A 15,115-nucleotide genomic window follows, 5' to 3' on the forward strand; every position below is an offset into this window, starting at 1 on the left:
ACGGGGGTGGCGAATCCCTCGATGAAGTCCGCCGTCCGTACGGCCTCGGTGCCGGGCTCCGCGTTCGCGATCGCGGGGTGCCGGCTGCCGAGTGGCTCCTCCATCGGGGGCTCGTGCCGTAGAAACTAACTCACTAGTTCGTACATTACAAGGGTGTTTCCCCACCGTGAACGCAAGATCTTTTCCCGGCGCGGTTCGCCGCCCACGAGTCCCGCGGGTGCCCCGGCGGCCCCGTCCGTCCGGTCGTCGCCCGGCCCTCCGGACGACGACCGGACGGCCCGCTGCGGGACGCGCCCGGCTGCCGGGGAACGTGGTGAGGGAGCGGCCCTCGCGACCGGCTCAATGGGCGGGGCCCTCACGACCGGCTCGGCGTTCCACGCATGTACGACCCGCACGGCGTTCCACGCATGCACGACCGGCTTCGCCGTCGGCGGCGTGGAACGCCGTGCCTTCCGTCCCGGCGCCGGGCGTGCCCTGCCAAAACAGCCGGGATCGCACCTAAGGCGCGATCCCGGCTGACAGCACTTTCATCCGCTCATCCGCGAAGCCCCCGGTGACACACCGGAGCGATCAAGGATGAGCCCCGCGGACCCTAGACGTCTGTCAGACGGTCGAGGATGGCCTTGGCGGAGGCGCGGTAGGTGTCCACGTTGCGGAGCTTCACGTGCTCGTAGCCCCGGATCACGTCGGGCAGTTCGGCCAGTTCGCGGACCTGCTCCTCGGTCTCCGGGCGCAGGTGGGCCAGGGCACGGCGCACGTCGCGGGTGTACTCGGCGACGAGCTCACGCTCGACCTTGCGCACCCCGCCCAGGCCGAACGGGTCCAGCGGGGTTCCGCGCAGGGCGCGCATGCCGTACAGCAGGCGGAAGGCCGGATCGAACCAGGCACCGAGACGGATCTTGCGCTTCATGCCCAGGGCGCGCAGGACCGGCGGGTGCAGGTTGTAGGAGACCCGCGCCCCCGGACCGAACTCGGCGGCGATCCTCGCCCGCTCGACCGGGTCGAGGTGCAGGCGCGCCACCTCGTACTCGTCCTTGTAGGCCATCAGCCGGTGCAGGTGGAGGGCGTAGGCCTCGGTGATCGGGGAGCGCTCGGCGGAGACCTTCCGTTCTTCGGCGAGGACCTCACGGACCGCGTCGGCGTAGCGGGTGGCGTAGCCGGGGTTCTGGTAGGCGGCGAGGTCGGCCATCCGGACCGTCAGGATCCGGTGCAGCTCGGTGCCGGGGGCGGCGATCGAGTCCGCGACGCGGGTCGTCTCGGGGCTCGGGGGCTGCTCGGCCGTCGCCGGGGGACGGGTCTGCCGCGCCACGGCCTCGGGGTCGGCGACGACGGCCCGGCCCCAGTGGAAGGCGGCGATCGTCTTCTCGGCCGCCTTGCCGCCGCCCAGCCGGACGGCCCGCTCGATCGACTCCAGGCTGAGCGGGATGAGCCCGCGCTGCCAGGCCGCTCCCATGATGATCGTGTTGGCCGGCATGTGGTCGCCGAACAGCGCCTGGGCCACCTCCTCGGCGTCGAGGTAGACGTTCAGCTCGCGCCGGGTCCGCGACTCCAGCGCGCTGATCGGCGAGCCGGGCTCGGTGAGGTGCTTGGACGGGTCGAGCACCATGGACCCTGTCGGGATCAGGCTGGTGGAGACCACGGCCACGGTCCGGTCACGGTCGGCGGCGCTCAGGTGCTTGGGGTCGGTGGCGCCGATCAGGTCCAGCGCGAGATAGGCGTCCACGCTGGCCGTACCGGCCTGGGCCGAACGGTCGCCGTCGCCCTCGAAGATCAGGATGTCGGAGACGACCGTGCCGCCCTTCTGGGCCAGACCGGTCTGGTCGAGCCCGCGCGACTGCTTGCCGTCGAGCATCGCGGCGGTGCCGAGGATCTGCGCGACCGAGATCACGCCGGTGCCGCCGATGCCGACCAGCCTGATCGTGGTCTCCCCGGTGCGGACCTCGGGCACGGGCAGCTCAGGGGGAGCGGGTACGGCTCGCCTGCCGGTCTTGGCCTTGCCCTTGGCGGGCAGGACGGTCAGGAAGGAGGGGCAGTCGCCGTCCGTGCAGGAGTAGTCCTTGTTGCAGGACGACTGGTGGATCTCGGTCTTGCGGCCGAACTCGGTCTCCACCGGCAGCACCGACAGGCACTCGGACTTCTGCCCGCAGTCGCCGCAGCCCTCGCAGACCCGCTGGTTGATCACCACTCGCTTGGCCGGGTCGGGCAGGTTGCCCTTCTTGCGCTCCCGGCGCTTCGTGGCCGCGCACTGCTGGTCGTGGATCAGCACGGTCACGCCGGGTACGGCGGCCAGCTCGCGCTGCGCCTCCTCCAGCGCGGTCCTGTCGCGAACCTCGGCGATCTTCGCCAGCTTGACGCCCCGGTAGCGCTCGGGCTCGTCGGTGGTGACGATGACCCGGCGGACGCCCTCGATCTCCAGCCAGCGGGTGAGGGCCGGCACCGAGAGCGCCGGGGTGATCGTCTGACCGCCGGTCATCGCGACCGCGCTGTTGTAGAGCAGCTTGTAGGTGATGTTGACGCCCGCGCCGACCGAGGCCCTGACCGCGAGCGAGCCGCTGTGGTGGAAGGTGCCGTCGCCGAGGTTCTGGAAGATGTGCGGGGTGTCGGTGAACGGCGCCTGGCCGATCCACTGCGTTCCCTCGCCGCCCATCTGGGTCAGCCCGGTGAGCGTGCCCTTGCTCTCGGGGTTGAGCACCACCATCGTGTGACAGCCGATCCCCGCCCCGACCAGCGCGCCGTCCGGGACGGCGGTGGAGCGGTTGTGCGGGCAGCCCGAGCAGAAGAACGGGGTGCGGGAGGGACCGAGCAGCTTCAGCGGAGCCGGGCGGCTGATCACGGACAGGCCCCTGGCGACCCGGTCGCCGAGTTCGGCGGTGAACGGGCCGGACGGCTCCGCGTCGGCGAGCTCCGCCGCGACCGGTCCGGCCGGCCCCGCCATGGCGAGGCCGGTGAGCTTCGCGGTGGTGCGGACACCGAGCTCCGTCGTTGATCCTCCGGCCTGCCGGCCGGTCAAACCCCTGCGGCGCAGGCGGAAGGCGATGGCCTTGGCCGCCAGGTCGGCGTCGACGGCCCCGAAGTGCGGGATCAGCTGGGCGCCGTTCTCGTCGAGCTTGCCCAGGACGCGCGGGGCGTCGGCGGTGCCGTACAGGATCTCCTTGACCTGGGTCTCCAGCAGCGGCGCCTTCTCCTCCACGACGAGGATCTCCGTCAGCCCCCGGGCGAACGTCCGGACGATCTGAGGCTCCAGCGGCCAGAGCATGCCGATCTTGAGGAGGCGGATGCCCAGCTCCTCGGGCGTGACCCCGAGCTTGCGGAGTCCTTCGCGCACGTCGTAGTAGGCGGTGCCGGAGGCGACGATGCCGAGCCAGGCGTCGCGGGGGTCCGCGGTGATCTGGTTGAGCTTGTTCTCGTGGGCGTACGCGCGGGCCAGCTCCAGGCGCGGGCCGACGAGCGTGCGCTCCATCTCCAGCGACCACGGGGTGAGCAGGGTGGCGTTGGGCGCGTGCCGGTACGGCCTGCCCTCGTGTTCGACGACGGGCATGACCGGGACGACCCGGTCATGCCCGACGTTCACGGTGCCGGTGGCGTCTACGACGTTGGAGACGGCCTTCACCGCGACCCACAGGCCGCTGGCCCGGGACGCCGCTATCGCGTGGCGGCCCAGGTCGAGCAGCTCCTGGACGCTGCCGGGGTGGACGATCGGCATGCCGAGAGTGGCGAGCGTGCTCTCGGTGGCCGAAGGGAGGGTGGAGGACTTGCAGGTCGGGTCGTCGCCGCACAGGGCGATCAGGCCGCCCTCGGGGTGGGCGCCGACGAAGTTGCCGTGCCGGAACGCGTCGGCCGCGCGGTCCACTCCGGGAGCCTTGCCGTACCAGACGCCCAGGACGCCGGCCTTGCGCGGGCTGGGAAGGCCCGGCACGAGCTGGCTGCCCCACACGGCGGTGGCGCCGAGCTCCTCGTTCTGGCCGGGACGGTGCACGACGTCGAGCGGCTCGGCGTACTTGCGGGAGCGTGCGAGCTCCTGGTCGAAGCCGCCGAGGGGGGAGCCGGGGTAGCCGGACACCATCGCGCCGGTGTCGCGACCGGCGGCCCGGTCGGCGCGCATCTGGTCGAGGATCACTCTGACCAGTGCCTGGGTGCCGGTCATGAAGACCTGTCCCTCGTCGAGGGAGTACCGGTCGTCGGGCCTCACCTCGCGAGCGTCGGCGAAGATCGTCATGATCGTTGTCCTGTCTGATCGGCCCTGCTTCGATTACCGCAAGGTTATGGCAGACCGAACAAAATTCGGTGTCAATCTTTGCGGCCGTGAGCCGCTCGGTTAGCATTTGATGCCATGGATGTGACAGATCGCGCAATTGTCGGCCTACTCCAGGTGGAGGGACGGCTGAGCAACCTGGAGTTGGCGGAGCGCGTGCGGCTTACCCCCTCGCCGTGCCTGCGCAGGGTCCGCAACCTTGAGGAGTCGGGGGTGATCACCGGTTACCGTGCCGTGATCGACCCGGCCGCCGTGGGGCGGGGCTTCCAGGTCGTCGCCTACGTCGAGCTTGAGGGCCAGGACGCCGAGACCGTCACGGCCTTCGAGGCGGCCGTCATGGAGATCGACGACGTGATCGAGTGCCTGCGCATGTTCGGCCGCCCCGACTACGTGCTGCGGGTCGCGGTGCCCGACATGGAGGCCTACAGCCAGCTCTGCCTGGAGAAACTCGGCCGCCTGCCCGGTCTCGACAAGCTCACCTCCCAGATCGCCATGAAAGCCCTCAAGCCCGGCGGCGTCCTGCCGCTGTGACGCCAGGCCGGCCGGGTCGTCACCGGGCACCTGTAGCACGGAGGCCCCGTCCCTCAGGGCGAGGAGGAGGTCTTGCCGTTGGGCGGGCCGGTGAACCGCGAACCTCGATGCGGCCTCTTCCTGATGGGGTAGGTGCCGTTGGAATCCTCTGCCCCTCCGGCAGAGGAGGATGTCAATCCAGCAGGCCGGAGATCGCCTTTCGCAGGCGAACCGCGCGTCCGGCCGGGGTCCGGGCCTTCAGCAGCGGCAGGATCACCAGGTAGCGGCCGGTCTTGTCGAGACCCGCGAAGCGGGCGGCGGCCTCCGGCCGGGCCGCCAGCGCCTCGGCCAGGTCGGGCGGGACGGTGGCGTTTCGCTGGGCGGTGTAGGCCGCCGCCCACCGGCCGTCCGCCTGGGCGGCGGCGACCTCCGCCAGGCCGGGCGGCCGCATGCGCCCGGCGGCGCTCAACGCCTCCACGTGATCGACGTTCACCTGCGACCACGGGCTGTTCCTGCGGCGGCGTGAGTATCGCTGCAGGAAGGAGTGCTCGTCATACGATTTGCGCTGGCTGTCGATCCAGCCGTAACACAGCGCCACCTCCAGCGCCTGCGCGGTCGTGACCGAGGTGACGGCCGACCCCTTCCTGGCGATCTTCAGCCAGACACCGCCCTCGGTCTCATGGAACTCGGCCAGCCACGCCTCCCACCGGGGGGCGTCCGCGAAGTGCATCATCGGTCCAGAACCTCCGGGTAGTACCGGTCGCACACGGTGCCGGACGGATCGGCCACGGCGGCGGTGAAATCGGGGCCGCGCTCGGTGAGGGGTGTGTACGGCGCGGCCAGGCCGTCGGCGAGGACGTCGACGGCGACGGGTCCTCGAAACATCGGTGGCTCCCTTCTCCGGTTGGTGACAATCACTATTTTTCCATCTAAAGTGCTCATCAATTGAGCACTTTTTCGGGGAAACTGGGGACATGCGCGCTGACCGACTCGTCGCCGTCCTTCTGCTCATGCAGGCCCGGGGCCGGGTGACCGCCGCCGAGCTGGCCGACGAGCTCGAAGTGTCCGTCGCCACCGCCCGCCGCGATCTGGAGGCGCTGTCCGCGGCGGGCATCCCGGTGTACCCGCAGCCCGGACGCGGCGGCGGCTGGTCGCTCGTCGGCGGCGCCCGCACCGACCTCAGCGGCCTGTCGGCGACCGAGGCGCAGGCGCTGTTCCTGCTCGTCGGCCCGGCCGCGGCGGTCTCGGATGAGGCCAAGGCGGCGCTGCGCAAACTCGTGCGGGCGCTGCCGCGGACCTTCAGGGCCGACGCCGAGGCCGCCGCCGACTCCACGATGATCGACCCCACCCGGTGGGGCGAGCGTGATCGCCGCCGGCCCGAGCTGGTCGACCTGTTGCAGACCGCCGTGATCCGGCGGCGGAAAGTCCGCCTGACCTACACCAGCGGCGCCAGAGAGCGGACCGAACGGCTGGTCGACCCGTGGGGCCTGGTCGACAAGGACGAGATCTGGTACCTCCTCGCCGGGACCGAACGAGGGCAGCGAACCTTCCGGGTCGACCGGATCGTCACGGCCGAGCCGACCGACCAGCCCGCCGAGCGCCCGAACGACTTCACGCTCGCCGCCGCGTGGCAGCAGGTCGTCGGCGAGGTGGAGCTGCGGCGTTCACGCACCTGGGCGACCGTGCTCATCGAGGCCAGGTTCGTGCCGGTGCTGCGAACCCACTTCGGGCGGCACTGCCACACCGACGGCGAGCTCGACCACGGGCGGGTCAGGGTGCGGCTCGCCGCACCGACCCCCTTGGACATCGCCCGCAACCTCGCCGGATGGGGCACGATGATCGAGGTGGTCGAGCCGAGATCCGTCCGGGCCGAGCTGGCGCGGATCGGCGCGGAGCTCGCCGGGCACTACACCGATGACGGCCCTGACGAGCCGGTCGCCCGACGGGACCTCTGAACGAATCCGATCCCGGCGACTCCTCCGGAGGGCCGGGGGAGCCCCTCTCACGCCGCCCGGCGCGGGAGGGGGCCCGGATCGCCGGAAGGGGCCGCGGGCAGGCGCAACGCGATCATGGCGATGTCGTCCTTCCCCCCGAAGTTCAGCTCGGTCAGCAACCTGTCGCAGAAGGACTCCAGGGGTTCGCGGGCGAGTGACGCGGCGTGGCGGCGCAGCCGTTCGAGGCCGTCGCCGAGGTTCTCCCCCGGCCGTTCGACGAGGCCGTCGGTGTAGAGAAGCAGCGTGCTGCGTGGTGGCAGCGGCTCGACGGCGCTGTCGCGCGGCCGATCGTAGAGCAGCCCGAGAAGGTGGTTGGGCGCTTCGTCGAGGAAGCGGCTGTCGCCGTCGTGGTCGACCAGCAGGGGCGGCGGATGCCCGGCCACGGAGTAGTTCAGCCGGGGCAGGCGGTCGCTCGCCCTCTCGACGCGGGCCAGGACACAGGTCGCGGTCTCCTCCGAGTACAGGGTTCCCATGGCGTTGTCCAGCCGTCTCAGGATCTCGCCGGGAGGCTCCTGGCGGTCGATGGACAGCCCCCTGAGCATGTTGCGTATCTGGCTCATGGCGACGGCCGAGGGAAGGTCGTGACCGGCCACGTCCCCGATGGTCAGGACGGTGGTGCCGTCGTGCAGGAGGAAGCAGTCGTACCAGTCTCCGCCCACCTCGGCGGCGGCGGGGCTCGGCCGGTAGCGGGCGACGATCTGGAGGTCGGGAACGACGGGAGGGTCGGGGAGCAGGCTGTGCTGGAGGGCGAGCGCCACGCGCTGCGTGCGCCGGAATTCGATGGCGTTGCTGAGGGGGGTGTGCGCGTGGTCGAACGTCTGGCCTATCAGGGCGGCATCGGTCGCGCTGATCACCGGGCGCTCGCCGCAGACGGAGGCGGACACCACCGCCGCCACGGTGCCGTCGACGATGACCGGTACGAGGACCATGCTGTTGGCCGCGGCGTCGATCAACCATGACTCGGTGTCCGCGAGCGCGATCCCCGGTGGGGGCTGTCCCGGCGGAAACAGGATGTGGACGGGGCGGCGGTGCCGTACCACGTCGGCGAGCGCGCGGCTGGTGCCGATGCTCTCCTCGTTTCGCGCCGGCCGTTCGGGCAGACCGGAGCGTACGGCTCCGGCGATGCGGTGGACGACGAGCGGCGCGTCCGCCGGGCGGTCGGCGGACTCGGGAAGCAGGTAGATGACACACCCGTCGGCCAGCTCCGGCACGATCACGTTGGCCAGCGCGGTGAGCATCTCCTCCAGGCGCGTGATGTCCGCCGTGGCCTCGGTGGCCCGGTCGAGCAGTTCCTGGCGCCGGTTCTCCTGCCACTGCTGTTCGATGTCGGCGCAGGTGCCCACCCACTCCGCGACGACGTCGCCCTCGCGCACCGGTACGGCACGCACCTTGAAGTGCCGGTAGGTGCCGTCCGTGAGGCGCAGCCGGTAGACGTGTTCCCAGAGCGGGGTCACCTCCTCGACCGCCCGGGACCAGGACGCGATGGTCGGCTCGACGTCGTCGGGATGGAGGGCCCGCAGCCACCCGTCGCCGCGGAACTCCTCCCACGACTGCCCGGTCACCTTCTGCCACCCGGGACTCGGCTCGTTGACCCCGCCCGTGGCGGCGGTCACCCACACCATCTGCGTGCCGACCCTCCCCAGGCTCTTGTAGCGCTGGAGGAGACGGAACCGCTCCTCGGAGAGCGCCTGGACGCGCTGTGCGGAGGTGACCTGCGCGGTGACCTCCACGAACACCTGCAGCACCCCGCGGTCGCCGTCGTCGAGGAAGATCTCCGAGAGTCCGAAGGTGAAGAAACGTTCCTGGAGACCGGTGCCCGAGTAAACCATGGTCACCGGCGCCTCGGAGACGTTCACCGGTTTCCCGGTCCGCAGGACCTCGTCGAGCAACGTGAAGTAGGCCGAGGAGTTCTCCTCGACGAGATCGTCGAACGCTTCGCGGATGGGAACTCCGAGGGGCCTGTCTCCGAAGATCGATTGGAAAACGGCATTGGTGTAGATCAATCGGTGGCTGGGCCCCCTGCTGACCGTCACCGCGACCGGTGCCGGATCGAACACCTCCAGGCCCAGACCGCCGGACCTTTTCCCCCGGACATACTCCATTGAGACTTCCCTGGCCGAGCCGTCCACATGGGTCGGCATGGATTGGCTCTTTTACCTAATTGCCTCGCACATAAGAACAGATTAGGACATATGGGGACATGGGCCCTTGGCGTAGGGCGGGGAAGAGGGGCTCGCTCCGTCGGGCGTCGTGTCCGGCGGCTCGCCCCGGCCGGAGGTTCCCGTCCCTGAAGTGATCATGGTTGACGTGAGCCGCAGGGGGAGCACCGTCGGGATCGGAGCGACGTGACGGCGCCGGTCGAACAGCCCGGTCGAACACGATCCGGCCGAGGGTGCCCCGGCCGGTCGGCTCGTTCGTCAGATGGAGTCGGCTTTGATCCTGGTCAGGAAGTCGGCCCACACCTCGGGGGCGAACAGCAGGGCGGATCCCGCCGGGTCCTTGCTGTCGCGGACGGCGACGACGCCGGGAAGATTGGCGGCCACCTCCACACATTCACCGCCGTTTCCGTTGCTGCGGCTGCTCTTGCGCCACTGTGCGTCGTTCAGGTCCATGCGTTCATCCTCTTTTCGATCAAAGCCGCCGAGGCGGCCTGTGGCAGTGCACAGGAGTGCAGGGCGTCGAACTGAGCCGACAGGGCGTCGACTCTGGAGGGGTCTGTGAGGAGTTGCGCGTCTTCCGCGTTCTCCATGTAGGCGATGTTGGGCGCGCCTTTGAACGAGAGCATCAAGATGGGCCCGGCGAGGCCGGCATAGGCGCCCACCTCGAACGGGATCACCTGGACGGTGATCCGGGGGCGTGCCGTCGCCCTCAGGATGTACTCAAGCTGCTCGCGCATGACCCTGCCGCCGCCTATGGGCCGGGCCAGTACGGCCTCGTCCAGCAGGACGAAGAAGATCGGCGGGTCCGGCCGGTCGAGCAGCCGCTGCCTCTGCATACGGACGGTGACCAGTTCCTCCACCTGTTGGTCGGTGTCGAACGGCCGGCCCGCCCGGGTCAGCGCCCGCGCGTAGTCTTCGGTCTGGAGCAGCCCCGGCACCACCGCGAGCTGGTAGTTGCGCAGCATCTGCGCCTCCCACTCCAGCTCGAACAGCGAGCGGACCCAGGCGGGGGAGGACTCCCTGACGATCAGCGGCCACAGTTTGATGAGTGTTCCGCCGGTCTCCAGCACCTCGTCGCACCTCTGGGCGAACTTCCTGGTGGGGGCGCGCGCGGCGGTCTCGATCAGGCCGACCAGGGAGGTGGAGTAGGCGGTCCGTTTCGCGAGCTCCTGCTGACTCCAGCCCATCGCCTCTCGCAGTCTGCGCAGCTCAGAGCCCCAGTAGGCGGTGATGCTCGTGCTGGGGTCCAGCTCTTTCGGTGCGGGCATGGGGGTCCCGTCCTTCGTGGTCCTACATGCTTCGGGGTGGGTTCCACAGCCGACCTGAATCGAGATGAACGTACCTCGTCGTAGTCCTGCGGCTACTAAAAGTAATGACCCGGAAGCACTCTGGGAGGGGAAACGACCGAACGTTTCCATGGAACATCGAGAGGAGGCGGACGGGAATGATCATCCAAGGGGTGCTGCTGGGAACGCCCGCCATGCATGCCGCGGGCCTGCTCAAAGACGAGCTGGAACGGCAGGGCGTCGAGAGCGACGTCCATGACGGTTACGGCCTGGCACTGATCTCGGTCTGGGCCGACCTGGTGGTCTGGACGGACGGCATGGTCTATCGCTGGTGGGCCGGGCGCGTGTCGTCAAGGACCGGCCGGCGGATCTACGCGATCTACGGCGTGGGCAACCCGGCCACCGCCGCACGCGGGGTGGCACTCCGCTACGCCGAACTCCGGGACAGCCACCCGCGCTCCGAACTGATCGTCCAGGCGTTGTCGTGATCCGGACGGCCCCCGGGGCCGTCAGTCGTCGGCTCCCCCGTCCCGCCGCGCGCCGAAGCGGATGGCGCGGAGCAGGTCCGCCGCGGGCCGGTTCAGGACGACGACTCCGGTGGCCGGGGGGAGGGAGCCGCTGTGGGCGCGGGCGATGAGCACCCGCCAGCGCCGGCAGTGACGGGCGAAGGTGGCGTCGGTGACGACCCGGCCGCGGGACAACTGCCCCTCGCGCGCGATCCGCGGCTCCACGTCGAGCAGGATCAGGTGGACCTCACTGCCGACCCGGCGGGCCAGCCAGGCGAAGCCGTACAGGATGTGCGGCCAGGTGCCCCGGGTGTGCGCGACGACGCTGTGGCCGCCGAGCAGCGCGCGGGCGATCCGCCACACATGGGTGGCGTGCACGATCGGGATGCGGGCCCGAGGGGGGATGGGACCGAGGTAGCGCGCCCACCAGTTGCGGGACTGGCGCGAGTCGATCACCTGTGCCTCGCCGTCGCGCACGGGCTCCCTCTCGTCGCCGCGCAATCCGTACAGCCGGTCCAGCAGCGTGCTCTTGCCCGCGCCGGGAAGTCCCGCGAGCAGTACCAGTGACCCGGCTGGATAGTTCAGGTCCTCGACGGAGGCCTGACCGGCCGGTGTGGTGGCCATTGCGTGCACCTCGCAGGGCTGGGGGATTTCTCTCATCATGCGTCTCGCGGCCTTCCGGTTGGCGAAATGAATTCGTCGGAGATCCGATGGAACGACGGAAGGGCGAATCCGGCGATGATCGAACCGAGGATCACTCGTGATGTGATTTCGCGCGTTCAGGTATGCCGGAGCAGGTGCATGCGCAGATGGCGAGAGAGATCGAGAGGCCGGAGCGGGCGCGGCCGCATCCGTGGACGCCGGACCGGCGGGGAAGTCCGGCGGGGCGGGGAGAGCGGGAGGTGAGCGGGCATGTGTACTCCTCGAATGCGCTGAGCCATTCGAGGTCTCCTTCACCCGCTACCTCACGGGCGACCGTCCGGGGATGCCGTAAGGCATCCGTATTGACCGGACCGGTTCTTGGGAAGTACTCCCCTCGTCGTTCCAGGCTAAGGGATCCGGGCACATAACGTCACGCTGAGGCGATAGGGGTACTCGACGAACGACGGACCGGGTGCGGTGAACGGCGTCAAGCGGGCTGCTCGCTCATGGAATTGTCCGATGAGTCTCGGAGCTCACCGGACAATTCATATGAATGATTATGATTCAGGACGAAATACCGCCCGGACGCATCCATCCTTCCTGGCCCTGAACAGGTCGTAGCCTCCCGGGGCCTCGTCCAGCGGCATCGAATGCGTCGCGAGATGGGACGTCACCAGTTCACCCTTCGCCATCAGCCTCAGCAACATCGGGATGTAACGCTGCCCGTGCTGCCGCGCGCTCCGGACCGTCAGCCCCTTGTTCATCATCGCGCCGAGCGGAAACCTGTCCACCGTTCCCGAGAAGGCCCCGAGGACGAAGACCGATCCACCCTTGCGGCAGGCGCGGACCGCCTCCCGCACCGCGACCGGGCGGTCCACTTCGAGCCGGAGTTGCTGCTTGACCTGGTCGTACATCTGCTGCGGGCCGACGCTGTCCGCCTCCATGCCCACGGCCTCGATACAGACGTCGGGTCCCCTGCCTCCGGTCCGCTCCCGTAGCTCGGCGTCGACGTCGGTGCCGGAGTAGTCGATCGCCTCGGCTCCGATGTGGCGCTCGACCATCGCGAGCCGCTCGGGGTGGCGGTCGATCGCGATGACCCGGTCGGCGCCGAGGAGCGTCGCCGCACGGGCCGCCATCTGGCCGACCGCGCCGCAGCCCCACACCGCCACCACGTCGCCGGGGCCCACCCCGCCCAGGTGCGCGCCCATCCATCCGGCGGGCGCCGCGTCGGAGGCGAACAGGGCGCTCTGGTCGTCGACCCCGTCCGGTACGGGGAACGCGCCGTGGTCCGCGAACGGAACCCGGACATATTCGGCGTGGCCGCCCTTGAACCCGCCCATGGCGTGGGAGTAGCCGTAGACGCCGCCCGGTTCGTAACCGAGGAGCGTCTGGGCGACCTCCGGGTCGGGGTTGCTGTTGTCGCACAGGGACCACAGGTCGTGGGAGCAGTACCAGCACCGGCCGCAGCCGATGGACGAGCACACCACCACCCGGTCGCCCACCCTGTGCTTGCGGACCTCGGGGCCGATCTCGACGATCTCGCCCAGGAACTCGTGGCCGATCACGTCTCCCGCGCGCATCGCCGGGATGTATCCGCCGAGCAGGTGCAGATCGGACCCGCACGTCGTGCTCAGCCGCACCTTGACGACGGCGTCCTGGGCGTTGAGGATCCCGGGGTCGGGCACCCGCTCCACCGAGAGCCGGTTCATGCCCTGCCAGCACAGGGCCTTCACCGCCGTTCCTCCCCGCCCGCGCGATGCGCCACCCGGTCCGGCGGATCTCCCCGCGGGACGGGGCGCGTCACGGGCGGTTCCTCCGGGCGCAGCACCTCCCCGGTCTCGATCAAGGACTTGGTCTCGCGGAGGGCCTCCCGGATCTCCCGGCGGGGGTCGCCGTGGGTGAGGCGGCTCATCATCCCGCCGGACTCCCGCAGCGGCGCGCGCAACCGCGCGGCGATCTCGGTGCCCTTGTCGCCGGGCGCCTCGCGGATCCGTACCTCGACGGCATCGCCCAGCATCGCCAGCGGTTCGGGCAGGAGCCCGTCAGGGGCCACGTCCTCGGGCCTGCGGTTGATCGTGACCGGCAGCCAGCGGTAGATCCCCCGCCCCTCCTGGGGCCAGGTCTTGGGACGACGTGACGTGAGCCAGCGCACCACCCCCATGCCCGCCAGCGCGGTCACCCCCACCAGGAAAGGTTTCATGCTCCAGCCTCCTGAAACGGACATTTCCCCTGATGGGGCTACCCATCGCCTGTCCGCGGCTACCGGGGTCCGGTGGCACTTGGGCCGGTGTTGACGGCTCCCTGGCCGGCGTCATGGCTGCGGGCGGAGCGCGAGGACCGGGGCTGGGGCAAGAGGGGGACCGCGATGACCGAGAGCCCCGTGAGCTCCACGCCCGGCACCCGGAGGCCCGGCCCGGGGCGGACCGGCGGACGCGGCCGGTGTGCGCCTTGTCCGTCATCGTCTTCGATCGGGGCTCGGCGGGCGTCCTCACCCGGCGCGCCCGGGATGCGCCGGGTGAGGACGCCGGTGGAACGCTCAGTAGCCCGAACCGGAGCCCGAGTTCGAGGGGGAGCCGGAATGGGAGGACGAGGACGACGGCGCGGGGGTGGCGGACGGGGACGCCGCGGGGGCGGAGGCTCCCGCCGGACGGATCACGCCGAGCACGCCGTGGGTGCCGCCGTCGCTTCCGGCGCTGAACCACAGCGCGTTCTCGCCGCCCACCGTCGCGGTGCCCCGCTCCAGGTCCCACAGGCCGCTCAGGGCGATGGGCTTTCCGTCGGCGGAGCGCAGCGGGCCGAGCGAGCGGCCGTTGCGCGGGTTGTAGGCGTTGATCCAGCCGTCGCCGAAGTTTCCGACCAGCAGCGCTCCCGCCTGGGCGCCGAAGCCCTTCGGCGCCAGGGTCATGGCCCAGGGCGCGTTCAGCGCGCCGCGTGAGGCGAATCGACCGGCGAACCGGCCCGAGCCGTCGAAGTGGCTGATGAACCCCTTGCCCTTGCCGGCCACGGCCTTGCCGGTCCGCGGATCGCGCTTGGCGTAGGCGACGAGGATGGAACGGCCGACGACCTCCACGTTGAACGGCGCGTAGTCCTCCGGAACGCCCGGGTCGCGGAACGCGCCGCGGCCCATCTGGAGCCGGTCGAAGTCGCCGTCGAAGACGTGGACGCGGTTGTGGGCGAAGTCGGCGGCCAGCAGCCTCGGCCCGCGGTCGGTCTGGGCCAGGGCCAGGCCCTTGAGGTCGGCGCCCTTGACGAACGCGCCGATGACGGCGTCGTCGGGGTCGGCCTCGGCGTTCCAGCCGGTGATCGCCCCGCTGGGGCTGGCGAAGATGAACGTCGCCGGTCCCGAACCGCCGGGGCCCCTGACCACGAACTCCTCACCGGGGTTGACCACCTGCCCGGTGGGCCTGCCGCCGGGAACGCGGACCTGGGTCTTCTCCTGCTTCACCGTGCCCACGCCACCGGAGTAGACGGTGGCCAGGCCGGTGCCGGCGGCCGAGACCCAGAGCGTCTTGCCCATGGCCAGCCCCCACGGGTTGACCAGCGTGGGATCGGTGACCACGGCCCGGCCCCGTACGTCCGAGACCAGGTTGACGACCGTGAAACGGGTCTGCGTGTGCGCGGCTCCGGCCGCTGACGTACCCGCCGATGACGTGTCGGCCGCTCCGGCCGACGCCTTGCCGGTCGTTCCGGCCGACGCCGTACCGGCCACGCCCAGAACCAGCGCCGTGACGCCGGCCGTGACGATGCGTACTCGCATTCGTGCCTC

Annotated in this window: 13 protein-coding genes; 3 read left to right on the plus strand and 10 right to left on the minus strand. The window is 70.5% G+C overall.

Annotation, left to right across the window (positions count from 1 at the left end):
• Positions 1-592: 592 nt before the first annotated feature.
• Positions 593-4,216 (minus strand): indolepyruvate ferredoxin oxidoreductase family protein, encoded by a 3,624-nt coding sequence (locus tag J2853_RS05875; RefSeq protein WP_307555743.1) that lies wholly within the window; start codon positions 4,214-4,216, stop codon positions 593-595.
• A 114-nt stretch (positions 4,217-4,330) separates the two neighbouring features.
• Here J2853_RS05875 and J2853_RS05880 point away from each other — a divergent pair, with 114 nt between their 5' ends.
• Positions 4,331-4,783: an Lrp/AsnC family transcriptional regulator gene (locus tag J2853_RS05880; protein WP_307555745.1), complete on the plus strand. Its 453-nt coding sequence runs from the start codon at positions 4,331-4,333 to the stop codon at positions 4,781-4,783.
• A gap of 172 nt (positions 4,784-4,955) precedes the next feature.
• On the opposite strand, the gene J2853_RS05885 is transcribed toward J2853_RS05880, so the two are convergent.
• Complete coding sequence (locus J2853_RS05885; RefSeq protein WP_307555747.1) at positions 4,956-5,495, minus strand: YdeI/OmpD-associated family protein; 540 nt, start codon at positions 5,493-5,495, stop codon at positions 4,956-4,958.
• Positions 5,492-5,647, minus strand: coding sequence for a hypothetical protein (locus J2853_RS05890; protein ID WP_307555749.1), 156 nt, complete (start codon positions 5,645-5,647; stop codon positions 5,492-5,494). Before J2853_RS05890 ends, J2853_RS05885 begins: the two co-directional genes overlap by 4 nt.
• Positions 5,648-5,736: 89 nt before the next feature.
• Between J2853_RS05890 and J2853_RS05895 the strand changes: the two genes are divergently transcribed.
• On the plus strand, positions 5,737-6,717 hold the full coding sequence (locus J2853_RS05895) for a helix-turn-helix transcriptional regulator (RefSeq protein WP_307555751.1): 981 nt from the start codon (positions 5,737-5,739) through the stop codon (positions 6,715-6,717).
• A gap of 47 nt (positions 6,718-6,764) precedes the next feature.
• Here J2853_RS05895 and J2853_RS05900 read toward each other — a convergent pair whose 3' ends face one another.
• From J2853_RS05900 to J2853_RS05910, 3 genes are all read right to left on the minus strand, one after another.
• On the minus strand, positions 6,765-8,897 hold the full coding sequence (locus J2853_RS05900; protein ID WP_307555753.1) for a SpoIIE family protein phosphatase: 2,133 nt from the start codon (positions 8,895-8,897) through the stop codon (positions 6,765-6,767).
• 276 nt (positions 8,898-9,173) lie between these two features.
• Positions 9,174-9,368 carry a DUF397 domain-containing protein gene (locus tag J2853_RS05905; protein WP_307555754.1) on the minus strand — a complete coding sequence of 65 codons (195 nt, stop codon included), beginning with the start codon at positions 9,366-9,368 and terminating at the stop codon, positions 9,174-9,176.
• Positions 9,359-10,183: a helix-turn-helix domain-containing protein gene (locus tag J2853_RS05910; protein WP_307555756.1), complete on the minus strand. Its 825-nt coding sequence runs from the start codon at positions 10,181-10,183 to the stop codon at positions 9,359-9,361. Before J2853_RS05910 ends, J2853_RS05905 begins: the two co-directional genes overlap by 10 nt.
• 176 nt (positions 10,184-10,359) lie before the next feature.
• Here J2853_RS05910 and J2853_RS05915 point away from each other — a divergent pair, with 176 nt between their 5' ends.
• Positions 10,360-10,689, plus strand: coding sequence for a hypothetical protein (locus J2853_RS05915; protein WP_307555758.1), 330 nt, complete (start codon positions 10,360-10,362; stop codon positions 10,687-10,689).
• Positions 10,690-10,710: 21 nt separating this feature from the next.
• On the opposite strand, the gene J2853_RS05920 is transcribed toward J2853_RS05915, so the two are convergent.
• The 4 genes from J2853_RS05920 to J2853_RS05935 all read right to left on the minus strand — a co-directional run bounded on the left by J2853_RS05920 (position 10,711) and on the right by J2853_RS05935 (position 15,106).
• A complete protein-coding gene (locus J2853_RS05920) occupies positions 10,711-11,331 on the minus strand; it encodes an AAA family ATPase (RefSeq protein ID WP_307555760.1) in 621 nt (206 codons plus the stop codon).
• 575 nt (positions 11,332-11,906) lie between these two features.
• Positions 11,907-13,082, minus strand: a complete 1,176-nt coding sequence (locus J2853_RS05925; protein WP_307555762.1) for a zinc-dependent alcohol dehydrogenase — start codon at positions 13,080-13,082, stop codon at positions 11,907-11,909.
• Positions 13,079-13,549 (minus strand): hypothetical protein, encoded by a 471-nt coding sequence (locus tag J2853_RS05930; protein WP_307555764.1) that lies wholly within the window; start codon positions 13,547-13,549, stop codon positions 13,079-13,081. The genes J2853_RS05925 and J2853_RS05930 overlap by 4 nt, the downstream gene beginning before the upstream one ends.
• A 336-nt stretch (positions 13,550-13,885) precedes the next feature.
• Positions 13,886-15,106 carry a TIGR03118 family protein gene (locus tag J2853_RS05935; RefSeq protein WP_307555766.1) on the minus strand — a complete coding sequence of 407 codons (1,221 nt, stop codon included), beginning with the start codon at positions 15,104-15,106 and terminating at the stop codon, positions 13,886-13,888.
• Positions 15,107-15,115: the final 9 nt, after the last annotated feature.

This window comes from Streptosporangium lutulentum (genome assembly GCF_030811455.1).
GTDB lineage: Bacteria > Actinomycetota > Actinomycetes > Streptosporangiales > Streptosporangiaceae > Streptosporangium > Streptosporangium lutulentum.

What these genes read in the sequence shown, in the direction of transcription:
- J2853_RS05875 (WP_307555743.1), bottom strand. Translation starts at nt 4,216, where the DNA reads ATGACGATCTTCGCCGACGCTCGCGAGGTGAGGCCCGACGACCGGTAC.
- J2853_RS05880 (WP_307555745.1), top strand. Translation starts at nt 4,331, where the DNA reads ATGGATGTGACAGATCGCGCAATTGTCGGCCTACTCCAGGTGGAGGGA.
- J2853_RS05885 (WP_307555747.1), bottom strand. Translation starts at nt 5,495, where the DNA reads ATGATGCACTTCGCGGACGCCCCCCGGTGGGAGGCGTGGCTGGCCGAG.
- J2853_RS05890 (WP_307555749.1), bottom strand. Translation starts at nt 5,647, where the DNA reads ATGTTTCGAGGACCCGTCGCCGTCGACGTCCTCGCCGACGGCCTGGCC.
- J2853_RS05895 (WP_307555751.1), top strand. Translation starts at nt 5,737, where the DNA reads ATGCGCGCTGACCGACTCGTCGCCGTCCTTCTGCTCATGCAGGCCCGG.
- J2853_RS05900 (WP_307555753.1), bottom strand. Translation starts at nt 8,897, where the DNA reads ATGCCGACCCATGTGGACGGCTCGGCCAGGGAAGTCTCAATGGAGTAT.
- J2853_RS05905 (WP_307555754.1), bottom strand. Translation starts at nt 9,368, where the DNA reads ATGGACCTGAACGACGCACAGTGGCGCAAGAGCAGCCGCAGCAACGGA.
- J2853_RS05910 (WP_307555756.1), bottom strand. Translation starts at nt 10,183, where the DNA reads ATGCCCGCACCGAAAGAGCTGGACCCCAGCACGAGCATCACCGCCTAC.
- J2853_RS05915 (WP_307555758.1), top strand. Translation starts at nt 10,360, where the DNA reads ATGATCATCCAAGGGGTGCTGCTGGGAACGCCCGCCATGCATGCCGCG.
- J2853_RS05920 (WP_307555760.1), bottom strand. Translation starts at nt 11,331, where the DNA reads ATGGCCACCACACCGGCCGGTCAGGCCTCCGTCGAGGACCTGAACTAT.
- J2853_RS05930 (WP_307555764.1), bottom strand. Translation starts at nt 13,549, where the DNA reads ATGAAACCTTTCCTGGTGGGGGTGACCGCGCTGGCGGGCATGGGGGTG.
- J2853_RS05935 (WP_307555766.1), bottom strand. Translation starts at nt 15,106, where the DNA reads ATGCGAGTACGCATCGTCACGGCCGGCGTCACGGCGCTGGTTCTGGGC.